1 protein-coding gene is annotated in these 1,576 nt (G+C 32.5%); it reads right to left on the reverse strand.

What is annotated here, in order from left to right:
• Positions 1-1,054 precede the first annotated feature (1,054 nt).
• Positions 1,055-1,498: a hypothetical protein gene (locus G337_RS0119290; protein ID WP_028865303.1), complete on the reverse strand. Its 444-nt coding sequence runs from the start codon at positions 1,496-1,498 to the stop codon at positions 1,055-1,057.
• Between the last annotated feature and the right edge of the window lie 78 nt (positions 1,499-1,576).

Consider the following 1,576-nt stretch of genomic DNA (forward strand, 5'->3'; position numbering starts at 1 on the left):
AAATAACTTTGTTGTTAATCGTTCTGAAGTGGTTAAAGCGTGCTCTAATTTTTTAAGTGGCCTATCCAATGAAGAATTAGTTGAGTTTTTTACCAAATATCAAACTCAAAATTAATATAATTGCTCTGTTTATATTTTCTGTTTAATTATGATGAACGGGCATTGTTTTAATTGAACAATAAGGATCTATTAATTAGATCCTTTAAGCCGTTATCCACATATAAACACAGCTCTATAAGGATCTATAGAATATATGGGATCTATAGAGACTCGTAACTTACTGATAGTATTCTTAAATAACCTCCTAGAGGTAAGGATATTTTGGTAACAGGTAAGAATAATTTGGTTTGAAGCAAGATTATTCTGGTTTTTATTTAAATTATTTACAGGGTCAGATAGCCAAATAGTGATATAAACTGTCTGAAAACCATAATTTCTTTTCCCTTTATTGTGAAAAACCAAAATTCTATTTACCTTTGCTTTTCTTAATAGACCAAAATTTTGTTTACCTTTGTCTAAATAACCAAATTTTTATTACACCAGCCTCAAAAAACCAAAATTTCTTTTACCTTTAATACCAAACTGTGCAGTGTTTGATGTTTACACTAAACTATCAAATATATTCCCAGGGACGGCGGATTTATTGAATATATCTTGATTGTAATAGTTAGTGTTTTAGTCGCAGGATGGGTAATTAAATTTTACTTAAAGACCAAGCTGACCAGAATACAATTTATAAAAATATATGTCTTACGATCACTAATTAAAATCGTGGTTGGCTTACTTGCTGGCTTGTTGATGTCTGTTGTTATAACTTTATTTAGAGATTCGATTGTTCTCCTGGTTACATTACTTCTTGTCATATACGCACTGGCTTCAGTTGTTATTACGTATGGGTACTCAAGGTTATTAAATTATGTAACCGAATCGCAGATTCCATTTTTTAAATTGTTAGGTTCATTGTTCATGGAGTGGTTTTTAGTCGTGTTTGTTACAACCGTAGCTATTTATACCGTGACTGTTTTTATATGACCGAGTAAGGCTGTTGTCGTTATTAAACTTCTTTCTTTTCTTCGATTACATTTGTATCAATAAACCACTTTTTAATCCTCTCTTGAATTGGCCTATAGTTAAATCCATCTTCGGAATAGTATTCATTCGGATCAAAATCATGTAGTTTGATTATTGATGAAAGGCATCGCCCTTCACGCCCATATATTCCCGTCATTGAGTTCGTGGCATCATTAGAATGCTTCAATCTCATTAGAAGCTCTATACCCACAATAATATCAATAACAAGATCTTCATCTAGCGATATGGCTGAATGAATCACTCTGCTACTTGCCTCTAAATAAAACAACTTCACTTCTTGAGATTTAAATAATTGTGCTGCTACAACTGTTAAGTAGTGGCACTTATCGAAAAGGAACTCTTTGATTATTTCTCTACCACCCTTCAGTTCAAGAACAGTCTTTTGGCGATCAGAAATGGTCCCCAAAAATCGGACACGATCTTAAGTGATTAATCTGTTTTAATAACTAGCATCACAGCTGGAGCAGATTATGACTAGAAAACG

The organism is Psychromonas aquimarina ATCC BAA-1526, from assembly GCF_000428725.1.
GTDB classification, from domain to species: Bacteria; Pseudomonadota; Gammaproteobacteria; order Enterobacterales; family Psychromonadaceae; genus Psychromonas; species Psychromonas aquimarina.